This is a genomic window from Thioclava sp. GXIMD2076 (genome assembly GCF_037949795.1).
GTDB classification, from domain to species: Bacteria; Pseudomonadota; Alphaproteobacteria; order Rhodobacterales; family Rhodobacteraceae; genus Thioclava; species Thioclava kandeliae.
The window spans coordinates 1,017,129-1,032,055 of record NZ_CP149932.1; the positions used below are offsets into that span (position 1 = coordinate 1,017,129).

A 14,927-nucleotide genomic window follows, 5' to 3' on the forward strand; every position below is an offset into this window, starting at 1 on the left:
AATGGCTTCCAGTGTCCATAAATATCCCGGGGGGCTGCCGCAAGGCAGTGGGGGCAGAGCCCCCTCCATGCGTCGTATCAGCGGGCGGTGGCCGGAGCCGCCGCCCGCTTGCATTCAGTGCAAAGCCGCGCCGAGGGGCGTGGCTTCCGAAGGCGGGACGATATGCCCGCCGACAGACAGACCGTCCGGCCCTGCCGTGACCGTAACCGTTGATCCGTCCAGCACATCGCCCGACAGGATCAGATTGGCGAGCGGGTCCTGTAGATAGCGCTGGATCACCCGTTTCAGCGGGCGTGCGCCATAGACCGGATCATAGCCCTTGTCGGCGAGCCATGTGCGGGCCGCATCATCAAGCGCAAGCCCGATTTTGCGATGACCCAGACGCGTCTCCAGACGTGCCAGCTGCACGGTAACGATCCCGTCCATATTGTCGCGCGACAGGCGGTCGAAGATCACCATCTCGTCCAGACGGTTCAGGAATTCGGGGCGGAAATGTGCCCGCACCGCTTCCATGACCTGCGCCTTGGCCTGTGCTCCATCCGTGCCATCGGGCAAGGTGCTGAGCGCCTGAGACCCCAGATTGGAGGTCAGGATGATCAGCGTCTGCTTGAAGTCCACCGTCCGGCCCTGACCATCGGTCAGAACACCATCATCAAGCACCTGCAGCAGCACGTTGAACACATCGGGATGCGCCTTCTCGACTTCGTCGAACAGCACCACCTGATAGGGGCGGCGGCGCACGGCTTCGGTCAGTACTCCGCCCTCGTCATAGCCGACATAGCCCGGAGGGGCGCCGATCAGCCGCGAGACGGCATGTTTCTCCATGAATTCCGACATGTCGATCCGCACCATCGCCTGATCATCGTCGAAGAGATATTCGGCGACAGCCTTGGTCAGCTCGGTTTTGCCCACGCCGGTCGGGCCGAGGAAGAGGAACGAGCCCAGTGGACGGTTCTCGTCATTGAGACCCGCACGCGCACGCCGCACCGCATTGGCCACCGCCTTCACTGCGGCATCCTGCCCGATCACCCGCTTATGGAGCTCTTCCTCCATTTTCAGCAGCTTCTCGCGCTCGCCCTCGAGCATTTTCGAGGTCGGGATACCGGTCCAGCGCTCGACCACCTCGGCGATCTGTTCGGGACGCACGGCCTCTTCGACCATGACATCCTCTGCCGATTCCGCCTGTTCGAGCTGCTTTTCAAGATCCGGAATGCGGCCATATTGCAACTCGCCCGCTTTTGCGAAATTGCCTTCGCGTTTGGCGGTTTCCAATTCGGCGCGCGCGCGGTCCAGCTGTTCTTTCAGCACGCGGCTGCTCTCCAGCTTGTCGCGTTCGGCCTGCCATTTGGCGGTCATCTCGGCGGAGCGTTCCTGCAGTTCCGACAGTTCCTTCTCGAGTTTCTCGAGACGGTCCTGACTTGCGACGTCGTCTTCTTTCTTCAGCGCCTCGGCCTCGATCTGCGCCTGCAGGATCTGGCGATCCAGCGCATCCAGTTCCTCTGGCTTCGAATCGACTTCCATCCGCAAGCGCGAGGCGGCCTCGTCCACGAGATCGATCGCCTTGTCGGGCAGGAAGCGGTCGGTAATATAGCGATGCGAGAGCGTCGCCGCCGACACGAGCGCCGAATCGGAGATCCGAACCCCGTGATGGAGCTCGTATTTCTCCTTGATGCCACGCAGGATCGAGATCGTATCCTCGACGGTGGGCTCTTCGACCATTACCGGCTGGAAGCGCCGGGCCAGAGCCGCGTCTTTCTCGACATATTTGCGATATTCATCAAGCGTGGTGGCGCCAACACAATGCAACTCGCCTCGCGCCAGCGCCGGCTTGATCAGGTTGGCCGCATCCATCGCACCATCGGATTTGCCCGCGCCCACAAGCGTGTGCATCTCGTCGATAAAGAGAATGATCTCACCGGCTGCGGTTTCGATCTCCTTGAGGATGGATTTCAGCCGCTCCTCGAACTCGCCGCGATATTTCGCCCCTGCGATCAGCGCGCCCATATCGAGCGCCAGAAGCCGCTTGTCGCGCAGGCTCTCCGGCACATCGCCATTGACGATGCGCAGCGCAAGCCCTTCGGCGATCGCGGTTTTCCCAACGCCCGGCTCCCCGATAAGGACGGGGTTGTTCTTGGTGCGGCGCGAGAGCACCTGCATCGTGCGGCGGATCTCGTCGTCACGACCGATGATCGGGTCGATCTTGCCTTGCTCGGCGGCCTCGGTCAGGTCGCGGGCATATTTTTTCAGCGCCTCATAGCCGTCCTCGGCGGAGGCGCTATCGGCGGTGCGGCCCTTGCGCAGATCGTTGATGGCCGTGTTCAGCTTCTGCGCGGTCACGGCACCTGCATCAAGCGCGTCTTTCGCACGGGTATTGACCACGGCCAGCGCCATCAGGATACGCTCCACCGGCACGAAACTGTCACCGGCTTTCTTGGCGATCTTCTCTGCCTCGTCGAGCACGCGCACGAGCGACTGGTCGATATAGGTCTGGCTATCCGTGCCGGACACTTTGGGAAGTTTGCCGACGGCTTGGGTGACGGCATCGGCCACGCGGGCGGCATCGCCACCGGCGCGATTGATCAGGTTGGACGAAAGTCCCTGATCGTCATCCATCAATGCTTTGAGCAGATGTTCGGGGACCACGCGCTGATGGCCTTCCCGCATTGCGATTGTCTGCGCGGATTGAAGGAAGCCGCGCGAACGCTCCGTGAACTTTTCCATGTTCATCGGGTATCTCCTTTTCTAAAGCCCCCGCAAATCGACATGCCCGTAAGCGGCACATGTCTGGTCGGGTCTTATCGAATAATTGGGTAGGTGGGTCAGGCTATTCAAGATGTCAGACCACGCCTGAAACGAAAATCTTGGCTTTTGCGAAGCGCCTAGGGAACTCGCAGGCACCGTGCAAGGTTCCGTAAATGTCTCGCCTGTAAGGTGAGACCCCAAGGAACAGGAGAGACGCCATGACTGTGCTGCATTATCTGCCCTTCCTCGCTGCTTTGACCCTTCTGGGCATCGTCATGATGCACCGTGCGCGTGTGCGTGCCTTGATACCGGTCAAATCTCGGGATTGAAGACCTGTCCGCGGGGCTGCCGATACCGGAGTGATTGCGGGAAAGTTCCCCCTGTGGTTCCTCAGGGGTTGATTTTTCGTGCCGTCTTGCGCATCGGGGTGCAAACCACAGGAGATGCTGCATGACCGCCCTTTTGCCCGCCGATGACCGCCTGATCGTTGCCATGGATGTGCCCGACGCGCTGGCCGCGCTCGAGCTGGCCCAGAAACTGGGCGATAGCGTTTCTTTCTACAAGATCGGTCTGGGGATGCTCACGGGGGGCGGTCTGGCCGTTGCCAACGAGCTGAAACAGGAGCATGGGAAGCGCATCTTCCTCGATATGAAATTCTTCGATATCGGCGCCACGGTCGAGGCTGCGGTGCGCGGGATCGCACAATTCGATCTGGACTTCCTGACCGTGCATGGCGACCCCCATGTGGTGCGCGCCGCGAAGGAAGGCGCCTCGGGTAAGGATCTCAAAATCCTCGCTGTGACCATCCTCACCTCGCTTGATCGCGCCGATCTGGATGCCGCGCTGATCCAGCCGGGCGATATTGCGGATCTGGTGACAGAGCGCGCCGCGCGCGCGCTCGAGGCCGGAGCTGATGGCGTTATTGCCTCGCCGCGTGAGGCCGCGATGATCCGGGCACTGCCGCAGGCCGAGGGCAAGCTGATCGTCACGCCGGGTGTGCGGCCCGCAGGGGCCGCATTGGGAGACCAGAAGCGTGTGGAAACACCCGCATCGGCGCTGTCGGCGGGGGCGGATCACCTTGTCGTTGGCCGCCCGATCTGGCAGGCGGCGGATCCGCAGGCGGCCGCGCAGGCCATTCTGGCGGAGATCAAAGCGATCTGAGTGTTTCACGAGAAACGTGTCATGTAAAAGGCCCGCCAACTGGCGGGCCTTTTACATTACTGCTGGGGGGCAGGGGCGTCATCGGCTCCCGGAGCCACCTCGACCTCGGCCGGTGCGTCCGACGCAGGCTCTTGGGCCGGCTCGGAGGCAGGGGCCTCGTTGGTGATCGACACCTCGTTGCCCGCAGGTGCAGGGGTTGTGGTGTCACCGGGCGAGCCCATCACATACCAGACCAGCACGCCAAGCGCGACGACGATCGCCCCCAGAACGAAATAGAGGCCGTTGTCGCGGCGCGGCGGAGGCGTGTTATTCTCGGTCATCTTCGTCTCCTTCGACATTCGATTTGAAGAGAGAACGCGGGGATGACGGGGCTGTTCCCTGAGCGGTGGCGCCGCTCGCCCGCATGGGCGGGAGCCTGCCGATAGAGCCGGCGCGGCCACTTACGGCGCGGGCGGCTCAAGCCCTTTCTTGCATTGCTCGGGGCCGTCATAGCGGGCTGAATAGGCCACCGCGCCGCAGGTCTTGCATCGGAATTCCTTCAGTGCGCCCTTGCCGCCGATACGTTCCCACCGGCAGGGATTGCGCTTGCGATACCACAGGAGACCGATGAAAACGGCGATAACGAGAATGATGGCAATGGGCATGATCCGCTCCTTTGGCTCCGACTTAACGCGAAGCAGGCGCGGTGACAGGGGGCGGGGAGGTCACTTCGGAGTGAGTGTCGGGCTCGGGCAGCAGCTTCACCCCCACAAGAACCAGCACCACCAGCACCGCCCAGCCGCCCGGTCGCGACAGCAGCCAGATCGCCACGACCAGCATCATGCCGATCAGGCGGGAGGTCATGGTGGTCAGGGGCGCGATCAGGAGGCCGAACATGGAATCAGTCGAGGCGCTCGGGCAGGGTCAGGGCCTGCAAGACCTGCGCGGCTGCCATCGGCTTCTTGCCCGCGCGCTGCGCCTCCAGCACCTGCACGGCGCCTGCTCCGCAGGCAATGGTGAACCCGCCCAGAACATCTCCGGCAGCGCCATGACCGTCGGTCTGGCGGGCGCGCAAAAGCTTTACCCGTTCCCCCGCAATCTCGCACCACGCTCCGGGGAAGGGCGACAAGCCGTTGATCTTGCGGGTTACATCGGCTGCAGGGGCAGTCCAGTCGATCCGCGCCTCGGCCTTGTCGATCTTGGCGGCATAGGTCACGCCCTCGTCGGGCTGGGCCTCGCTGGGGAGCGTATCAAGATGCGCCAGCGCCTCGATGATCATCGAGGCCCCCATGACGGACAGCCGGTCATGCAGCTCTCCGGTGGTCTCGGTCGCGCCGATCTCGGTCGCGCGACGCAGGCGCACGGGGCCGGTATCGAGCCCCGCTTCCATCTGCATGATACAAATTCCCGTTTCGGCATCGCCTGCCATGATCGCACGGTGGATGGGCGCCGCCCCGCGCCAGCGCGGCAGCAGCGAGGCATGGATATTCAGGCAGCCCTTTTCGGGCGCATCAAGGATCGCTTGTGGCAGGATCAGCCCGTAGGCCACTACCACAGCCACATCGGCCTTCAGATCGGCAAAGGCCTGACGGTCGGTCTCATCCTTGAAATTCAGCGGGGTGCGCGTCTCTATCCCCAGTTCCTCGGCGCGGGCCTGAACGGGGGAGGGGCGCAGATGTTTGCCACGACCTGCAGGGCGCGGCGGCTGCGAATAGGCCGCCACGACCTCGTGCTCGCGCGCCAGTGCCTCGAGCACCGGGACTGAAAACTCGGGGGTGCCCATGAAGACGACGCGCATGACCTTAGCCTTTGTTCAGTTTTTTCGATTTCTGGATCAGCATCTTGCGCCGCAGGGGCGAGAGATGGTCCACATAGGTCTTGCCGTTGAGATGGTCGATCTGGTGCTGGACCGAGGTCGCCCAGAGCCCGACGAAATCACGTTCTTCCATCTCGCCATCGGCATTGAGGAACCGCACGGTAACCGCCCGCGGACGCTCGACCGGTGCCCAGACGCCCGGAAGATTGGGGCTTGCCTCATCATGTTTGCGCATCTTGACGCTGGCATGGAGCACTTCGGGATTGGCCATGCGGATGGCCTCGCCACGCTTGTCGGAGGCATCCACCACCGCCAGACGCATCATGATCCCGATCTGCGGGGCGGCCAGACCGACCCCCGGCATCGCATCCATCGTCTCGATCATGTCATCCCAGATCATCCGCACCGTCTCGGTGATCTCGGCCACAGGCTCGGCCGCTGTGCGCAGACGCTTGTCGTCAAAGGGGATGAACTTGCGCACGGTCATCAGATGATCCCGTCGGATTTCGGCGCGCGGGCGCGCTCGCGTTTGAGCTTCTGCATCTTCGAGGTGATCATCTTGCGTTTCATCGGTCCGAGATAGTCGATGAACAGCTTGCCATCGAGGTGATCCAGCTCGTGCTGGGCGCAGGTGGCCCAGAGCCCGTCGAATTCCTCTTCCATGACCTTGCCATCCACGCTCAGCCATTTCATCCGCACCAGTTTCGGGCGGGTGACTTCGGCATATTGATCGGGGATCGACAGGCAGCCCTCCTCATAGGTGTTGGTCTCTTCCGAGGACCATGTGATCTCGGGATTGATCATCACCGTTGGCTGGGGCGCTGCGTTCTCTTCCTTCACGCAATCCATCACGAAGACACGCTGTAGCACGCCAATCTGTGGCGCGGCAAGGCCGACACCGGGGGCGTCATACATCGTGGCCAGCATATCGTCAGCCAGCTTGCGGATTTCGGCATCGACCGAGACGACCGGATCACAGGTCTTCTTCAGTCGCGGGTCGGGGTGAATGAGGATCGGGCGTAGGGTCATAAGGCCGATTTAGGCGATGGTTGGTTCCAAGGCAATGGGGCAGCGGCTTGGCGGTGCATTATAAGGATACAATCAGGCATTTGTATCCCGCCGCCAGAGGTGATCTGATGCGCGCAAAGACGCAGGAGACATCTGATGAGCAAAGCGCCCGATTTCGACGAGATCATTGACCGCACCGGCACCCATTCCGCCAAATGGGACAGCATGGAAGACATCTATGGCGTGCCCGCCGCGACGGGTATCCCGATGTGGGTGGCCGATATGGATTTCCGTCCGCCCGCCTGTGTGCAGGAGGCGCTGGAGGAGATGACCCGTCAGGGCGTCTACGGCTATTGGGGCGGCAATGCGGAATACAACGCCGCAATCCGCTGGTGGATGAAGACGCGCCACGATTGGGAGGTGCAGGACGACTGGATCTTTACGACCCATGGTCTGGTAAATGGCACGGCGCTGTGCGTGGATGCGTTCACGGCGGAAGGCGACGGGGTAATGCTCATGACGCCAGTCTATCACGCCTTCGCCCGCGTGATCAAAGCGGCGGGGCGCGATGTGGTGGAATGCCCGCTGAAGCTGGTGGATGGCGGCTACCAGATGGATTTCGACGCATGGGATAGCATTGTGGATGAAAAGACCCGCATGCTGGTGCTCTGTTCGCCCCATAATCCGGGCGGGCGTGTCTGGAGCCGCGCCGAGCTGGAAGGTGTTGTGGAGTTTGCCCGCAAGCATGACCTGGTGCTGGTCTCGGACGAGATCCACCATGACCTGGTCATGCCGGGGCAGGTGCATACTCCCATGGCCAATGTTGCGGGCAACTACCCTGTGGTCATGATGACCGCCACCACCAAGACCTTCAATATCGCGGGCACGCATTCGGGCAATGTGATCATCGCCGATCCTGCGCTGCGCGCCAAGTTTTCCGCGCGGATGAATGCGCTGGGGATTTCGCCCAATAGTTTCGGCATGGCGATGGCGACGGCGGCTTACAGCCCCGAGGGGGCCGACTGGGTGGACGCGCTTTGTGCCTATCTGGATGGCAACCGCAAGATTTTCGACGCGGGCGTCAATGCCATTCCGGGCCTGAAATCGATGCCACTGGAGGCGACCTATCTGGCATGGGTCGATTTTTCCGGCGCGGGGATGGAGCGGGCCGAATTTACCCGTCGGGTGGAAAAAGAGGCGCTGATCGCCGCGAATTACGGCACGACCTTCGGCACGGGCGGCGAAACCTATCTTCGTTTCAATCTGGCCACGCCGCGGACACGGGTCGAAGAGGCTGTGGCGCGGTTGAAAAAGGCTTTTGAAGATCTGCAGTAATAGAAAAGGCCCCGAATGCGGGGCCTTTTTGACTTTGTGCCATCAGGCGCTTGGCAGATAGCCCACTGGCGCATCGGGATCGCGCACAAAATCCACAGGCGCGCGGTCTCTGACCGGCGTTTCCCGTTTGATCGCACATATCAGCTCGCCATTCTCGACCTCGGAGGCAATGATCAGCCCCGTCGCCACATGGCGGATGCCGTCATAGAGATAGACCTCACCTCTGAGATGATCGATCTCGTCGGCATTGAGCGCAAGCCCGCCTTCCCAGCGGCGCAGGATCGGCCAGTTCTTGTCGCCCGATCTAAGGCTGAGCTTCGTGCGTTTGCCCGCTGTCTTGATTTGCGCATCGCGCATCGCCTGGGCGATATCTTTCGGCAAGAACTCCATCAGGTCCTCCTTCCAGATGAGTCTTCTCATTCACAATTCTGTTCTCTTAATCATGAAAATCAAGTGAAACCCCGAGAGGATTTGAGAAGATATTTGTGGTGTGGGTGACTCTCCAGTCAGAAGATAGGGGAGTTTTTCCGAAGACAATGGTAGCCTTACCCATGCGATGCACCTGCGCGCGGTCGGAGCGCGCCCTTTGATCCGCGTGCAGAAATTTCGCGCCGGACCACGCACCCTGTTTGCGCTCAAACCGTCCGAGAAATGTTTCAGCGGCGCCACTGCACGGCAATCACTGGCCAGACGCATGGTTGGATTAGATGAATCCCGATTAGAGATGGTTCTGGCGAGAGGGCGAGGATCGGATGCGTGTCGGATATCGGGGCGGCGTTCAGAACGGCGTTGGATAAGCTGGCCATGGTAACGACGGGATGAGCCTGCCGTTGGCATGCGACACTCCGGATGGATCGGCACATTCCGCTGTCGTGTTCTTCGGACGGGCCCCCATCGCTCTTGTAAGGTAAAGACTGCTGCCCTGTCGGAAAGATTCTGTCAGACAGAATGCGCCAGCGAGTGACGCATTTAGCTGTTCCGCGACTTGGGACGCGCACTGGGCGGGGCGGTGCCTCAAGCGTTGTTGCGCCGTAAGGCCAATGAGTGCTCGATGCCCTTGGCCGGTGGTCGCCTTGCCCTCTGGGTCTGCGGTAATGACGTTATGAGCATCCGCGATGGCGAGGTCATTGCCCGGCCTCCGCGTCTCTTGATGGATGGATGTGGTCTGAAAGCCGGATGCCGAGTTTCTGTCCGAGACCAGCGTCTGCGGGAGATCTTTTGCAACATCAGACACCTCCATTGGACGTTTTGTGGAGCATGATCAACAGGCAGGCTATGCGCCAGAAAAAACTCTTCCGCGAAATGCGGGGGCACTTCAGAAGGCCTGGGCGGTGGGGCGCCCGACAGACGGCTGGCGTGTTATATCTGCGCAGGATCTAGCTTTCGCGGAAGGCGTGGTCGAGATAGCTCAGGAAGGGCGCAAGGATATAGGTCAGCGGGGTGCGATCGGTCGTACGCAGATAGGCTTCGACGGGCATGCCTGGCAATAGCGGCATCTGCGCCATAATCGCTTCGGTTCTGGCATCCGGCATCACCTCTGCGCGGTAATATGCGGTCGCTGTGACAGGGTCGATCGAGGCATCCGGCGAGATCCTCTGGATCGATCCGGTCAGCTCCTGCACATCGCGCGCAGCGAGGCCCGGCAGGCGGAGGGTCGCCAGCTGACCCTGCCGGATCTCGTCGATATTCATGGGCGGGATGCGGATCTCGATCATCATAGGTCGATCCTGCGGAATGAGATAGAGAACCGGATCCGCGGGGCGCAGCACGGAAAGACGGGTGGTGGTGGCCATCTCGTGTACGATGCCGTCGATCGGTGCGCGGATGTCGAGAAGTTTGATCTTGTTGCGTAGATTCCGTACCTGCTCCATCTGCTGCAGTTCCTGCCGATCTATGTCATGCAGTTCGCTTTCGAGTTCGACCTGCCTCTGTGACAGGATCTGCAATTTCTGCAACTCGATCGTGGTGATATCCTCTCGTGTCTCCGCCTGTTTGGCGATCAGCTGGCCGTTCTGCCCGTAAAGCACGGCCAGTTCGCGCTCGAAGGAAAGCCGGCGGGCGCGTTGCTGGGAGGTCGTATCCGCGATCCCGCCCTGTGTTTGTAATTCTTCCGCCAGAAGAACCTGCTGTTGTTGAACGGATTTGATCTGCGCATCGATGCCGATGATCCGGTCCTCGGCCTGAATGGCCTTGCGGTCGAGTTGCATCAGCATCTGCGCGAAGGCGGTATTGCGCGCCTCGAACAGCGTTGTCTGGCCGGACAGGATCTGCTGCAGGCCGGGCTTGCTCTCGGCGCGCTGGGTTAGTGTCTCGGGATATGTCAGCTGGTCTTGCCGCAACCGTTCGGCATTCAGCCGCGCCCGCCGCGCCTGAAGCGCAAAGAGCTGGTCCTGGAGAATGGTCAGTTCGGGCTGGAGATCCTGCCCGTCGAGCTTGATCAGGATGTCGCCCGCCGAGACCTTATCCCCATTATTCACGAAAATCTCCTCGACACGCCCGCCTTCCGGATGCTGTACGACCTGCCGGTTGGTATCGAATTCAAGCCGCCCCGAGACGATGACGGCCCCCGCGATCTTTGTCAGGCTCGCCCAGCTGCCGAAAATGACCACCAGAACGAAGAGGGCCGCATAGCCCAGGACCAGCAGATTATAGGTCGTGCGGTCCTTGGCCGCGATCTGGGGCTGCGGGCGGGGAGTTTGCGCGCCTCCAGAATGCGCCTTGGCACCGATTCTTCTGGTCAGATCTGCCGCGCGCAGTGGCGGGCGGGAATTGTTGCGAAGCATCAGGGCGCCTCCTTCCTCTGGGTGGCACCCGACATACCGGTCTTACCGATATGGCTAATATCCTTGGCATTGCGGACGGTCTTGGCAAGCACCTCCTGACGCGGACCGTAGGCGCGGCATTGCCCGTTCTCCAGCATCAGAAGGGTCTCGCATTCGGAGATGGCCGCGGGCCTGTGCGCCATGACGATAACGGCCCCACGCCGGTCTTTCATCTCGCGGATGGCGCGGTTGAGAGCGGCATTCCCGTCGGCATCGAGATTGGCATTGGGCTCGTCGAGAATCAGTAGCAGCGGGTCGCCAAACAAGGCTCGCGCCAGGCCGATCCGCTGGATCTGCCCGCCCGAAAGCGGCCCCGATGTACTGTGGATTCGGGTATCATACCCGTCGGGCAGATCGAGAATCATGTCATGTGCATCGGCCCGTTTCGCCGCCTCGATTACGGATTCGGGGGAGGGGTTGGCTTTCATGCGTGCGATGTTCTCGGCAATGGTGCCCTGAAAAAGGGTCACGTTCTGCGGCAGATAGCCCAAGAGTTGGCCCAATGTGTCGCTCGGGAAGCGGTGCAGGTCACTCTGGTCGAGGCGCAGGCTGCCATCGGCAAGGGGGCGCACCCCGCAGAGGGCACGGGCCAGCGTGGTCTTGCCGCACCCCGAGGGGCCGATCACGCCCAGAGCCTGTCCGGGTTCCAGCCGGAAGCTCAACGCACGCAGCGCGGGCCTGCGGGTCCCTGGAAGGACCACCGTGATGTTCTTGGCGATGACCCGTGCAGCGGGGCGCGAGGGGGTGATATGTATCTCGTCGGTCTGGCTGTCGAGCAGGTCGGGGAGCCTCAGCCAGCCATCGCGGGCACGGGCGATCACGCTCCAGCCACCGATGACGGTCTCGATCGGGCTGAGCGCACGGCCCATCAGGATCGAGCCCGCAATCATCGCACCGGCGCTCATCTCTCCGCGCAGCACTACCCATGCACCAAGGGCCAGCATGGCCGATTGCAGCAACTGGCGGAAACTGCGGGTGAAGGTGGTAAATCCTGTCGTCCGGTCTGCCGCGCGCGCCTCGGCGCGGAGCGCCGTTCCGCGGCTCTCGCGCCAGCGGTTGAAGGCGGCGCCCTGCATGCCGAGCGCCTGCAAAAGCTCGGCCTCGTCGCGCAGGTAATCCCCCAGCCTGCCGGAGACCGTCTGGGCCTGCGCCGCCTCGCGCGAAAGGCTGCGGGTGGCCACGCGGTTGAGCAGGGTCACCGCGATCAGCACCGCCCCGCCGCCCAAAGCCAAGAGCCCCAGCAGCGGGTGGAAGATGAAGATTGCCAGAAAGAACAGCGGGGACCACGGCATATCGAACAGGGCCAGCACTACCCGCGAGTTCAGGAGCTTCTGCACCGCGTCCAGGTCGGACAAGCCGAGGCTCGAGACGAGATCCTCGGGATTGAGGGCATTGCGGCGCAGGACGGCTGCGAAGACCCGCTCCTCGAGCCGGCCCATCAGACGTTTGGCCACGCGCGACATCAGGCGGGAGCGGACAAAATCCAGAAGGCCCATGACGGTGAAAAGAAAGACCACCAGCAGAAACAGGCTGGCAAGGGTCTCCTCGGCGCGTGATGCCAGAACCCTGTCATAGACCTGCAGCATGAACATCGGGCCGGTCATCATCAGGATGTTCACAAAAGCCGAGAACAGGCCGACGCTCAGGAACAGGCCCCATTCGCGCTTGCTTTCGTCATTCAGTCTTTTCTTGCCCAAAGGGGAGCGGCGGTCCGGCATGGGATACTCTCAGACAGTCGGAAACGAAAAACCGGCCCCACCAAAGATGAGGCCGGTTTTCATTTTTACCGCGAGGTGTTTCGGAACCTTTACCGTTAGGGTTGATCTAGATAAAAATCTAGCGGTTTCCGGTAATTGCCCCCAAGACATCGTTGATGATCTTCTCGGCGATATTGGGTTCACGCCGTTGCTGGACCGGGGCGTTCTGCGCATTCCACCCCGATGTCGTCGTGCCGTCGCTATTATAGGTCTGGCCGGCATAGGGCTGCGTCTGGGCCTGCCATTCGGACGGGTTGGCCATCGGCAACGGTTTCGCGGGCTGGCCTTTCTCGACCCGGGTCATGACCTCGTGCCAGATCTCGGCGGGCAGGCCGCCGCCGGTCACGCCGGTCAGGGGCTTGTTGTCGTCATTGCCCATCCAGACACCGGTCACATAGTCGTCGGTGAAGCCGATAAACCACGCATCGCGCGCCGACTGGGTGGTACCGGTCTTGCCCGCAACCTCATAGCCATCAAGCTTCGCGCGGTGGCCCGTACCCTGTTCTACCACGTTATGCATCATATAGATCAGCTTGCGTGCGGCATCTTCCGAGATCACCCGCTCGCCGATACCGCCACCCGAGGTGAAGATCGGCTCTTTGTCGCCTTTGATCCGCAGATCGGTCAGGCCGTAGGGCTTCACCGAAGAGCCCCCATTCAGGATGCCCGCATAGGCGCCGGTCATGTCGATCAGCGTCGATTCGGAGACCCCGAGCGCCAGTGCCGGACCTTTGGCGAGGTTATGCCCGAAGCCGAAATCCTCGGCCACTTTGCGCACCGCATCGCGGCCCACCTCTTCCTGCAGGCGTACCGTCGCCACATTGACCGAATGGGTCAGTGCGGTGGTCAACGTGATCGGACCGCGGAAGACACCTTTCTCGTAATTCTGGGGCGACCAGGGGCCGGAGCCCGGGACATTGATCGTCAGGGGCGTATCCTCGACGATGGTATCGGGCGTCATCCCCATATCCATCGCTGCCGCGTAGACGAAGGGCTTGAAGGTGGAGCCCGGTTGGCGCAACGCCATTGTCGCGCGGTTGAACGCGCCCGAGACTTTGGTCTGGCGTCCGCCGACCATGGCCCGCACCGCACCATCGGCGCTCATGACGATGACCGCAGCCTCGGCCGTCGAGCCGTCTTTTACCTTGGTGTCGAACACATCCTTCAGCGCCGTCTCGGCAGCGGTCTGGATGCGCTGGTCGAAGGTGGTATGGATGATCACATCCTCGGTCGTGTCATTCGACAGGAAGGGCGGGATGTCATCCATGACCCAATCGGCAAAGTAACCGCCCGCGCGTTTCTGTGCAGCTTCCGACAGGGTCGCGGGGTTGGCTTTGGCTTCCTTGTATTCCGCATCCGTCAGGAATTTCTGCTCGTGCATGAGCGACAGGACGGTGTCGGCCCGTGCCTGCGACCGCGCGAGATTATTGGTGGGGGCATAGCGGGTCGGGGCCTTCAATAGCCCTGCCAGCATCGCCGCCTGCTGCGGGTTCACATTGGCCGCCGAAATCCCGAAATACCGCTGGGCAGCGGCTTCGAAGCCGCGCGCGCCCGCACCGAGATAGGCGCGGTTGAGGTAGATCGTCAGGATATCGGATTTTGTATATTTGGCCTCGAGCGCCAGCGCATAGGGCACTTCCTTGATCTTGCGGGTCAGACCGCCCGACCGGCAGTCATCCTCGTATTCGCCTTCGTTCTTCCACGTCTTAGGATCATAGGGCACACCGAGGCACAGGAGCTTGGCAACCTGCTGGGTGATGGTCGAGCCACCATTGCCCGAGAAGGGGCCGCGCCCCTCGCTGAGGTTGATGCGGATGGCCGAAGCGATGCCGCGCGGGCTGACCCCGAAATGGTGATAGAAGCGGCGGTCCTCGGTGGCGACCACGGCCTCGCGCAGATAGGGCGAGACGTTTTGGGCGGTGATCTGCCCGCCAAAGGTCTCACCGCGCCATGCAAAGACGTCGTTATTTCGGTCGAGCATGGTAACCGAGCCGCGTGTGCGACCGTCCAGAAGCTGGGTCAGCGGGGGGAGGGTGCTGTAATAATAATAGACCGAAATCCCGAGAATGATGGCAATCACCGCCAGCACGCGCCATGTCGCCTTGAAGATCAGGCGACCGAAGAAGCCAAGGATGCCAAGAATGAACCCCAGGATCGGTCCATGCTTGCGCGGGGGCCGTTTGCGCGCCACTTTGGCGGGCTTTTTCGGAGGGGTTTTCTTCGGTCCAGGTTTGCCGCCGCCTGTGTAGCGTCGCTCCGCTACCAGCGGTTTGCGCGGGCCGCCATTATTTGCCATCTGCTCGTATC

General features: G+C 61.8%; 13 protein-coding genes. 2 read left to right on the forward strand and 11 right to left on the reverse strand.

Features of this window, described 5'->3' with window-relative positions; all coding sequences use genetic code 11:
- Positions 1 to 114 precede the first annotated feature (114 nt).
- Positions 115 to 2,727, reverse strand: coding sequence for an ATP-dependent chaperone ClpB (clpB, locus tag WDB91_RS05000; RefSeq protein WP_339114044.1), 2,613 nt, complete (start codon positions 2,725 to 2,727; stop codon positions 115 to 117).
- A gap of 465 nt (positions 2,728 to 3,192) precedes the next feature.
- Between clpB and pyrF the strand changes: the two genes are divergently transcribed.
- A complete protein-coding gene (gene pyrF / locus WDB91_RS05005; RefSeq protein WP_339114045.1) occupies positions 3,193 to 3,903 on the forward strand; it encodes an orotidine-5'-phosphate decarboxylase in 711 nt (236 codons plus the stop codon).
- A 56-nt stretch (positions 3,904 to 3,959) separates the two neighbouring features.
- On the opposite strand, the gene WDB91_RS05010 is transcribed toward pyrF, so the two are convergent.
- The 6 genes from WDB91_RS05010 to def (WDB91_RS05035) all read right to left on the reverse strand — a co-directional run bounded on the left by WDB91_RS05010 (position 3,960) and on the right by def (WDB91_RS05035) (position 6,727).
- Positions 3,960 to 4,223, reverse strand: a complete 264-nt coding sequence (locus WDB91_RS05010; protein ID WP_339114046.1) for a hypothetical protein — start codon at positions 4,221 to 4,223, stop codon at positions 3,960 to 3,962.
- 120 nt (positions 4,224 to 4,343) lie between these two features.
- Positions 4,344 to 4,547, reverse strand: a complete 204-nt coding sequence (locus tag WDB91_RS05015) for a hypothetical protein (RefSeq protein ID WP_339114047.1) — start codon at positions 4,545 to 4,547, stop codon at positions 4,344 to 4,346.
- A 22-nt stretch (positions 4,548 to 4,569) separates the two neighbouring features.
- Entirely contained in the window at positions 4,570 to 4,779 is a 210-nt protein-coding gene (locus tag WDB91_RS05020) for a hypothetical protein (protein ID WP_339114048.1), read from the reverse strand.
- A 4-nt stretch (positions 4,780 to 4,783) separates the two neighbouring features.
- Positions 4,784 to 5,680 (reverse strand): methionyl-tRNA formyltransferase, encoded by an 897-nt coding sequence (gene fmt / locus WDB91_RS05025; protein ID WP_339114049.1) that lies wholly within the window; start codon positions 5,678 to 5,680, stop codon positions 4,784 to 4,786.
- A 4-nt stretch (positions 5,681 to 5,684) separates the two neighbouring features.
- Positions 5,685 to 6,185, reverse strand: a complete 501-nt coding sequence (gene def, locus WDB91_RS05030) for a peptide deformylase (RefSeq protein WP_339114050.1) — start codon at positions 6,183 to 6,185, stop codon at positions 5,685 to 5,687.
- Positions 6,185 to 6,727 carry a peptide deformylase gene (gene def / locus WDB91_RS05035; RefSeq protein WP_339114051.1) on the reverse strand — a complete coding sequence of 181 codons (543 nt, stop codon included), beginning with the start codon at positions 6,725 to 6,727 and terminating at the stop codon, positions 6,185 to 6,187. Before def (WDB91_RS05035) ends, def (WDB91_RS05030) begins: the two co-directional genes overlap by 1 nt.
- 135 nt (positions 6,728 to 6,862) lie before the next feature.
- On the opposite strand from def (WDB91_RS05035), the gene WDB91_RS05040 reads away from it, so the two are divergent.
- Entirely contained in the window at positions 6,863 to 8,041 is a 1,179-nt protein-coding gene (locus WDB91_RS05040; RefSeq protein WP_339114052.1) for a MalY/PatB family protein, read from the forward strand.
- A gap of 42 nt (positions 8,042 to 8,083) precedes the next feature.
- On the opposite strand, the gene WDB91_RS05045 is transcribed toward WDB91_RS05040, so the two are convergent.
- From WDB91_RS05045 to WDB91_RS05060, 4 genes are all read right to left on the reverse strand, one after another.
- Positions 8,084 to 8,461, reverse strand: coding sequence for a hypothetical protein (locus tag WDB91_RS05045; RefSeq protein WP_339114053.1), 378 nt, complete (start codon positions 8,459 to 8,461; stop codon positions 8,084 to 8,086).
- A gap of 956 nt (positions 8,462 to 9,417) precedes the next feature.
- Positions 9,418 to 10,824 (reverse strand): HlyD family type I secretion periplasmic adaptor subunit, encoded by a 1,407-nt coding sequence (locus WDB91_RS05050; protein ID WP_339114054.1) that lies wholly within the window; start codon positions 10,822 to 10,824, stop codon positions 9,418 to 9,420.
- A complete protein-coding gene (locus WDB91_RS05055; protein WP_339114055.1) occupies positions 10,824 to 12,581 on the reverse strand; it encodes a type I secretion system permease/ATPase in 1,758 nt (585 codons plus the stop codon). The genes WDB91_RS05050 and WDB91_RS05055 overlap by 1 nt, the downstream gene beginning before the upstream one ends.
- 118 nt (positions 12,582 to 12,699) lie before the next feature.
- A complete protein-coding gene (locus WDB91_RS05060; protein WP_339114056.1) occupies positions 12,700 to 14,916 on the reverse strand; it encodes a transglycosylase domain-containing protein in 2,217 nt (738 codons plus the stop codon).
- Positions 14,917 to 14,927 lie beyond the last annotated feature (11 nt).

What these genes read in the sequence shown, in the direction of transcription:
- WDB91_RS05055 (WP_339114055.1), bottom strand. Translation starts at nt 12,581, where the DNA reads ATGCCGGACCGCCGCTCCCCTTTGGGCAAGAAAAGACTGAATGACGAA.
- WDB91_RS05060 (WP_339114056.1), bottom strand. Translation starts at nt 14,916, where the DNA reads ATGGCAAATAATGGCGGCCCGCGCAAACCGCTGGTAGCGGAGCGACGC.
- WDB91_RS05040 (WP_339114052.1), top strand. Translation starts at nt 6,863, where the DNA reads ATGAGCAAAGCGCCCGATTTCGACGAGATCATTGACCGCACCGGCACC.
- WDB91_RS05020 (WP_339114048.1), bottom strand. Translation starts at nt 4,779, where the DNA reads ATGTTCGGCCTCCTGATCGCGCCCCTGACCACCATGACCTCCCGCCTG.
- pyrF (WP_339114045.1), top strand. Translation starts at nt 3,193, where the DNA reads ATGACCGCCCTTTTGCCCGCCGATGACCGCCTGATCGTTGCCATGGAT.
- clpB (WP_339114044.1), bottom strand. Translation starts at nt 2,727, where the DNA reads ATGAACATGGAAAAGTTCACGGAGCGTTCGCGCGGCTTCCTTCAATCC.
- fmt (WP_339114049.1), bottom strand. Translation starts at nt 5,680, where the DNA reads ATGCGCGTCGTCTTCATGGGCACCCCCGAGTTTTCAGTCCCGGTGCTC.
- WDB91_RS05045 (WP_339114053.1), bottom strand. Translation starts at nt 8,461, where the DNA reads ATGAGAAGACTCATCTGGAAGGAGGACCTGATGGAGTTCTTGCCGAAA.
- def (WP_339114050.1), bottom strand. Translation starts at nt 6,185, where the DNA reads ATGACCGTGCGCAAGTTCATCCCCTTTGACGACAAGCGTCTGCGCACA.
- def (WP_339114051.1), bottom strand. Translation starts at nt 6,727, where the DNA reads ATGACCCTACGCCCGATCCTCATTCACCCCGACCCGCGACTGAAGAAG.
- WDB91_RS05010 (WP_339114046.1), bottom strand. Translation starts at nt 4,223, where the DNA reads ATGACCGAGAATAACACGCCTCCGCCGCGCCGCGACAACGGCCTCTAT.
- WDB91_RS05050 (WP_339114054.1), bottom strand. Translation starts at nt 10,824, where the DNA reads ATGCTTCGCAACAATTCCCGCCCGCCACTGCGCGCGGCAGATCTGACC.
- WDB91_RS05015 (WP_339114047.1), bottom strand. Translation starts at nt 4,547, where the DNA reads ATGCCCATTGCCATCATTCTCGTTATCGCCGTTTTCATCGGTCTCCTG.